The organism is Undibacterium sp. GrIS 1.8 (genome assembly GCF_040544445.1).
Classification (GTDB): Bacteria; Pseudomonadota; Gammaproteobacteria; order Burkholderiales; family Burkholderiaceae_D; genus Undibacterium.
In genome coordinates this window covers 24,419-30,768 of sequence record NZ_JBEONQ010000048.1, presented here as the reverse complement: position 1 = coordinate 30,768, position 6,350 = coordinate 24,419, and the positions used below count along the sequence as shown (strand labels likewise).

6 protein-coding genes and 2 pseudogenes are annotated in these 6,350 nt (G+C 63.1%); 5 read left to right on the top strand and 3 right to left on the bottom strand.

Features of this window, described 5'->3' with window-relative positions:
- Positions 1 to 99 precede the first annotated feature (99 nt).
- Genes trbL through AAKU64_RS18420 form a run of 5 tightly spaced genes read left to right on the top strand, consistent with a single transcriptional unit; the run spans position 100 to position 4,665 of the window.
- Positions 100 to 1,443, top strand: coding sequence for a P-type conjugative transfer protein TrbL (trbL, locus tag AAKU64_RS18440; protein WP_354362641.1), 1,344 nt, complete (start codon positions 100 to 102; stop codon positions 1,441 to 1,443).
- A gap of 24 nt (positions 1,444 to 1,467) precedes the next feature.
- Complete coding sequence (trbF, locus tag AAKU64_RS18435) at positions 1,468 to 2,175, top strand: conjugal transfer protein TrbF (protein ID WP_322119664.1); 708 nt, start codon at positions 1,468 to 1,470, stop codon at positions 2,173 to 2,175.
- On the top strand, positions 2,172 to 3,185 hold the full coding sequence (trbG, locus tag AAKU64_RS18430; RefSeq protein WP_354362638.1) for a P-type conjugative transfer protein TrbG: 1,014 nt from the start codon (positions 2,172 to 2,174) through the stop codon (positions 3,183 to 3,185). Before trbF ends, trbG begins: the two co-directional genes overlap by 4 nt.
- Before the next feature lie 2 nt (positions 3,186 to 3,187).
- Entirely contained in the window at positions 3,188 to 4,441 is a 1,254-nt protein-coding gene (locus tag AAKU64_RS18425; protein ID WP_354362637.1) for a TraB/TrbI/VirB10 family type IV secretion system protein, read from the top strand.
- A complete protein-coding gene (locus AAKU64_RS18420) occupies positions 4,438 to 4,665 on the top strand; it encodes a DUF2274 domain-containing protein (RefSeq protein WP_326941183.1) in 228 nt (75 codons plus the stop codon). The genes AAKU64_RS18425 and AAKU64_RS18420 overlap by 4 nt, the downstream gene beginning before the upstream one ends.
- Positions 4,666 to 4,674: 9 nt before the next feature.
- On the opposite strand, the pseudogene sdhC reads toward AAKU64_RS18420, so the two are convergent.
- From sdhC to AAKU64_RS18405, 3 genes and pseudogenes are all read right to left on the bottom strand, one after another.
- Positions 4,675 to 4,929, bottom strand: a pseudogene (gene sdhC, locus AAKU64_RS18415) (succinate dehydrogenase, cytochrome b556 subunit); the annotation flags it as partial.
- 170 nt (positions 4,930 to 5,099) lie between these two features.
- Positions 5,100 to 6,128, bottom strand: a pseudogene (gene trpS / locus AAKU64_RS18410) (tryptophan--tRNA ligase).
- Complete coding sequence (locus AAKU64_RS18405; protein ID WP_326941184.1) at positions 6,121 to 6,336, bottom strand: hypervirulence associated TUDOR domain-containing protein; 216 nt, start codon at positions 6,334 to 6,336, stop codon at positions 6,121 to 6,123. Before AAKU64_RS18405 ends, trpS begins: the two are co-directional and overlap by 8 nt.
- Positions 6,337 to 6,350 lie beyond the last annotated feature (14 nt).

Genomic DNA, 6,350 nt, shown 5'->3' with positions numbered 1-6,350 from the left:
ACCGATTTAAGCACAGCAAAAATCGTTCTGAACAAGCCGATAAAGTGGAAAAATTTGGACGCTGACAGGTGGTAAATATTGAACGCTGTTTGACAGGTCATCGACCACTTCCTCGATGTTTTCTCGCGCTACATCGACTCGGGTTTCGGGTTACTGCATGGTGAGGTAGCGTTTCTCACCGCCACGCTGGTGGTGATCGACATGACACTGGCCGGACTGTTCTGGGCCATGGGCGGCGAAGAGGTCATCGGCAAGCTGATCAAGAAAACGCTATACGTCGGTGCCTTCGCTTTCATCATCGGCAATTTCAACAATCTGGCGGGCATTCTGTTCCGCTCCTTTGCCGGTCTCGGGCTGGTGGCGTCGGGTTCCACGCTGACGCAAGCGCAGTTTCTACGACCGGGTGTACTAGCCAAAGTCGGCGTCGATGCGGCACGGCCCATCATGGCGCAGATCAGCGACATGACCGGCTTCCCGGAAGTGTTCGCGCACCTCGATGTCATCTCGGTGTTGTTCCTCGCCTGGCTGGTAGTGATCATCAGCTTCTTCGTGTTGGCGGTGCAGCTCTTCGTTACGCTGATCGAATTCAAACTGACGACACTCGCGGGCTTCGTGCTGGTGCCGTTTGCGCTATGGAACAAGACGGCATTTCTGGCCGAGCGCGTATTGGGCAACGTGGTGTCGTCGGGCATCAAGGTGCTGGTGCTGGCGGTCATTGTGGGCATTGGCACGGGACTGTTTGCGCAGTTTCAGGTGCCGCCCGGCACCGAGCCATCCATCGACCTGGCGCTGACCATCATGCTGGCCTCGCTGGCGATGCTGGGACTGGGAATCTTCGGGCCGGGGATTGCGACCGGTCTGGTGTCGGGCGCACCACAGCTCGGCGCTGGCGCTGCTGCCGGAACGGCGCTGGGTGTCGCTGGCTTGGCGGTAGCCGGTGGTGCCGCTATCGCATCAGGTGGCGCAGCGGTCGCGGCGGGTGCGCGCATGGCGCCGGGTGCCGCGCGCGCGGCCATCGGCGGCGCTGCATCGGCCGGACGTGCAACCAGCTCAATGGCAAGCGGTGCGAAATCCGCTTACCAGGCCGGTGCTGCGGCATCGGGTGGTAGCGGTGTTCGTGCTGCCGGCGCGGGCCTCGCCAATGTGGCCAAGAGCGGTGCCGGTGCTGTCGGCCAGCGCGTCGCAGCCGGTGCGAAAGCGGTCAAGGACCGCGTAGCGAATTTCGTCGCGGAGGCTGCTGCGCCTGCGGCGGCAGCCGGCGCACCCGAATCAGCCGAATCGACTGACGCCAAGCCCCCTGCGGGCGAGCCCGCTTGGGCCAAACAAATGCGGCGCAAACAGCAGGCAAGCAGTGCGGTCTCGACGGCGGCGCATACGTTGCGCTCGGGCGACCACGGTGGCAGCGGCGCCAGCCCGAGTCTGCGCGATGAATCCAGCACTTGACGTAACCCTTGAGGAGATAAATTCATGCTATTCAAACGACCCCAGGTGCGCTACTCGGAAACGCCCGAGCCTGTCACCCCCTACCAAGCCGCAGCGCAGGTCTGGGATCAGCGTATCGGCAGCGCCCGCGTGCAGGCGAAGAACTGGCGGCTGATGGCCTTCGGCTGTCTGTCGCTGGCATTGCTGATGGCGGGCGGTCTGGTGTGGCGCTCGGCGCAATCCATCGTCACGCCGTATGTGGTGGAGGTGGCCGCCGGTGGCCAGGTGCGCGCGGTCGGCGAAGCGGCCACGCCGTACAAGCCGAACGACGCGCAGATCGCCTACCACCTGGCGCGCTTCGTCACCGACGTGCGCTCGCTGTCGATCGATCCGATCGTCGTCCGCCAAAACTGGCTCGAAGCCTACGACTACACGACGGACAAGGGTGCGGCCACGCTGAACGACTACGCACGCACCAACGATCCATTCGCGCGCATCGGCCAGACCTCGACGGCGGTGGAGATCACCAGTGTGGTTCGCGCCAGCGAATCCTCGTTCCAGGTGCGCTGGATCGAGCGCAACTATGCGAACGGTTCGCCCTCGGGCACCGAGCGCTGGACCGCCATGTTGTCCGTGGTGTTGCAGCCGCCACGCACCGAAGAACGCCTGCGCAAAAACCCGCTGGGAATCTATGTCAACGGCCTGTCCTGGAGCCGTGAACTCGACGCAACTGAAGGAGTGAAGAAACCATGAAAACACAAATCCGCATTGTCGCTTTGCCGTTAATCCTGAGTGCTACCTTGGCAACCGTCACCGGCTGCGCCACGCATGGACAGCCGCCCCCTGACATCACGCTGGATGAATCTGTCGCGGCACACGTTTTGGCCGAACCGCCCAAACCCATCGAGATAGTCGAGGTGCCAAAACCGCTGCCGCTGCCCGAGCAGTTGAAGTCCTTGCGGAACGCACCCGAGGACAAATCGGCAACTGAATCACCCGATGAGAAAACGCGCGTGGCGCGCGCCAATGCCGAAGCGCGCGTGGCACCGAGCCGCGAGGGTTACATCAACGCCATCCAGGTCTGGCCTTATGCGGACGGCGCGCTGTATCAGGTCTACACCAGTCCGGGTCGTGTCACCGTCATCGCCTTGCAGCAGGGCGAAGAACTGGTGACGGTCTCGGCCGGTGACACCGTGCGCTGGATCGTCGGCGACACGGCCAGCGGCGCGGGCGCCAGCCTGCGTGTGAACATCCTTGTGAAACCAACGCGCATCGGGTTGAAGACGAACCTAGTCATCACCACCAATCGCCGCACCTACCTGCTTGAACTGTCTTCGACGCCGCAGGCGTGGATGGCCTCGGCATCGTGGGACTATCCGAAAGACCGGTTGCTGGCCTTGCAAAAGCAAGCGCAGCAAGCTCAGACGGCAGCGCCGGTGGATTCGGGCTTGTCGCTGGAGCAGATCAAATTTCGCTACGCCATCACGGGCGACACGCCGCCATGGAAACCGCTGCGCGCCTTCGACGACGGCGAGCGGGTCTACATCCAGTTCCCCGCCGGCATCGCGCAGGGCGAGTTGCCGCCGCTGTTCGTGATCGGAGCGCAGGGTGATGGCCAGCTCGTGAACTACCGCTTCCGCTCGCCGTACTACGTGGTGGATCGGTTGTTCGGTGCTGCCGAATTGCGGCTGGGCGCTGACAAGGCCGCCGTTGTTCGCATTGAGCGCACCGATGGCGTGAGCAGCATGGCACGGAGGCATTGAGCATGAGCACGCCCGCCACGCCACCACCAACTGGGTCGAACAAGGCCGACCCGGACACCATGGCTCTGCGCGCTTCGCCGCGCCCGGTCACGCGACTGAACCGGCGCATGCTGGCCGTCCTTGCGGGAACGCTGGGCGCGGTCGTGTTGGGCGGCACACTGTGGTCGCTGCAATCGCACAAACGCGAGCGCAACGCGGCCGCCGAGCTGTACAACGTAGACCGTGTCTCGCATGCCGAGAACCTCGACCAGTTGCCCAAGGACTATTCCAAGGTGCCGGTGGCTGCCAAGCCGGTGCCCGTTTTGGGTGAACCCTTGCCGGGCGACTTGGGTCCGGCAATAGTGGCACAGCGTAATGCGGGAGCGCCCGCGCAGGCTGGACGCATTGCGCAGCCAGGTGATGCCGATGAGGCGGCACATTCGGGGGTTTTCTTTCGCAGCGGTGCGGTGAAAGCAGCGCCGTCGCCTACTGCGAATTCGGCCATGCCCGAGCCGGTATCGGGCAACCAGCCATTCAATCCAATGGCCCCTGCGGTCGCTGCGGCGCAGCCGACCGACCCGACGGCGGTGCAAAACCGCCAGGATCAGAAGCAGGCGTTTGTCGCCAATGGCGGCGACACCGCCACCCGCAATCCGGCCAGCTTGCAATTGCCAACCTCTCCCTACCAAGTGATGGCGGGCACCATCATTCCGGCAGCGCTGGTAACGGGCATCAATTCCGACCTGCCGGGGCAGGTCATCGCCAACGTCACCGAGGCGGTCTACGACACAGCCACGGGTCGCTTCCTGCTGATTCCGCAGGGTTCGCGCCTGATCGGCCGCTACGACAGCCAGGTGTCATTCGGTCAGCGGCGCGTGTTACTTGTGTGGACGCGGTTGATCCTGCCCGACACTTCATCCATTTCGCTCGACCGCCTGCCCGGCATCGACCCCGCCGGTTATGCCGGACTGGAAGATGGCGTCGACTGGCATTGGGATCGCATCCTCGCCGGTGCGGCGTTGTCCACGCTGCTCGGCGTGGGTGCCGAACTGGCTGCACCTGATCGCACCGGCAGCGATAGCAAAATCATCATTGCCACGCGCCAGAGCGGGCAGGACACTGTGAACCAGGTCGGTCAGGAGATCACCAAACGCAATGTGAGCATCCAGCCGACGCTTACTATCCGCCCTGGCTTTCCGATGCGGGTCATGGTGAACAAGGATCTGATCCTACGGCCGTACCAGCCGCTGTTCTTTCAGAGGGGATCGTCGCAATGAGTACGACCACCACCAAGCTGCGGCTGGGGCCGCTGCCGACCAAGTCTGAGACAGTCAAAATCACCATTGCGCTCACTACCGCGTTGAAGACCGACTTGGAACGCTACGCCGCGCAACATGCTCAGACCTACGGCGAGCCGATTGATGCCACGACGCTGATCCCGCACATGCTCGAAGCGTTCATGGCGCGGGACCGCGGCTTCAAGAAGATCACGGCGAAGTGATGCGGCGACGCCGGCCAGGTTCACGAACCAGGCACTGCGAGGCGCCACCCACATCGGCGAACCGATATCGAAATCGCTCAGCAGGTGGCGCACGCCGCCGAACACGTGGTGGGCGGGCGCCCAGACCGCGATGACCACCGCGGCCTTGAAGGCGAAATTCCCGAACAACGCCGTCACCTGAGCGAAGCCGGCTTCGTCGCGCAGCGAAAGGCCGAGCAGATAGACGGCTGCCGGAACGTTTGCCGCAAGAACGACGCCGCTGATCCGATGTCAGATCGAGGTCAGCGCACCGACCGGCATTTGAATCCTCATCAGGTCGAGAAAAACGGGGCGAGGCGATCGAACCGGCGTGTCCACTCCGACGCCCGCGCCCGGATGCTCTCGGCCCGAGTGGCTGCCCGGAGCGTCGGAATACCTCTGATCGGAGGGCGGCGTCATCTGTACTTCCGCAGATAGTCGAGGTCGAGCGCATCGTGGACCTTCTCCATCGTTTGCCTGGCGATCGCGCGCGAGCGCTCTGCGCCGTGCTCAAGCGCTTCGCGCACCCGCGCCATGTTGCCTGCGAACTGCGCTCGCCGTCGCCGCATCGGCTCGAGCAACTCGTTTAGCACGCGTGTCAGCCGATCCTTCAACTCGGCGTTGCTCACGCCGTGACGTGCATAGCGCTCCTTCAGGTCGCTCACCTCGGCAACGTCGTTGTCCAAGGCATCGAAATAGTCGAAGACCGGATTCGGCTCGACTTCGCCCGGCTCCCTGGCACCGCGCGGCGGGCCGGCGTACATGGCACGCACCTTCTTCGCCACAACGTCGGCGCCGTCCCTCAGGTCGATCGTGTTGCCGCGCGACTTGCTCATCTTCGCGTTGCCGTCGGTGCCCAAGAGACGCGGCACCCGGCCGACGAGCGCTTCGGGCTCCGGGAAGATCGGCTTGAAATCGCGGTTGAAGCGGCGCGCCGTTTCCCGAGCCAGCTCGACGTGCGGCAACTGGTCTGCGCCGACCGGCACGAGATGCGCACGTGACAGGAGGATGTTCGCGACCTGCATCACAGGATAAATGTAGAAAGCGACCGGAACCGATTTCTCTTTCGTAGTCGCGTCTTCGGGAGCCACGATCGCCTTCATCTCGGTCCTCAGTGTTGGGTTGCGTTCGAGCATACCGACGGGAAGGAACCACGCCAGCCACGTTGTCAATTCCGCGTGCTCAGGCACGCCGCTTTCGATGACGAAGCTGGCAGGTTAGGGATCGAGCCCAGCCGCCAGCCAGTCGACCGCTATTTCCCAGACAGCGTTACGCACGCGTGGGAGATCTCCCGCATGGTCCGAGACTTAGTAGTCAGCGATCAGGAAGTAGCAGTCGTAGGTGTCCTGCAACTCGAGCCAGTTTTCGAGAGCGCCCGCGTAACGGCCGAGGTGCAACGGCGCCGTCGGTCTGATCTCCGTCAGAATGCGCTTCTTGTCAGGCATGCGTCTTCTTCAGCGCGCCGCCTTTGTGAATCGCGACGTGATCGGTCTTGTCGCTCTTGATTTCATACTGCGGATCATCGACTGTCGCGTGATGGGTATAGCCCTTGTAATCGCTGTCTCTTGTATGAACCTTGATGATCTTGCCGCTGACATGGCCGGCCTCCGAGTTCCAGGTGACGTGATCTCCAACCTTGAATTTTGCAGTCATGATGGGTGTCCTGG

Excerpts from the sequence above, each read along its gene's own strand:
- trbF (WP_322119664.1), top strand. The coding sequence starts at position 1,468 with ATGCTATTCAAACGACCCCAGGTGCGCTACTCGGAAACGCCCGAGCCT.
- trbG (WP_354362638.1), top strand. The coding sequence starts at position 2,172 with ATGAAAACACAAATCCGCATTGTCGCTTTGCCGTTAATCCTGAGTGCT.
- AAKU64_RS18425 (WP_354362637.1), top strand. The coding sequence starts at position 3,188 with ATGAGCACGCCCGCCACGCCACCACCAACTGGGTCGAACAAGGCCGAC.
- AAKU64_RS18420 (WP_326941183.1), top strand. The coding sequence starts at position 4,438 with ATGAGTACGACCACCACCAAGCTGCGGCTGGGGCCGCTGCCGACCAAG.
- AAKU64_RS18405 (WP_326941184.1), bottom strand. The coding sequence starts at position 6,336 with ATGACTGCAAAATTCAAGGTTGGAGATCACGTCACCTGGAACTCGGAG.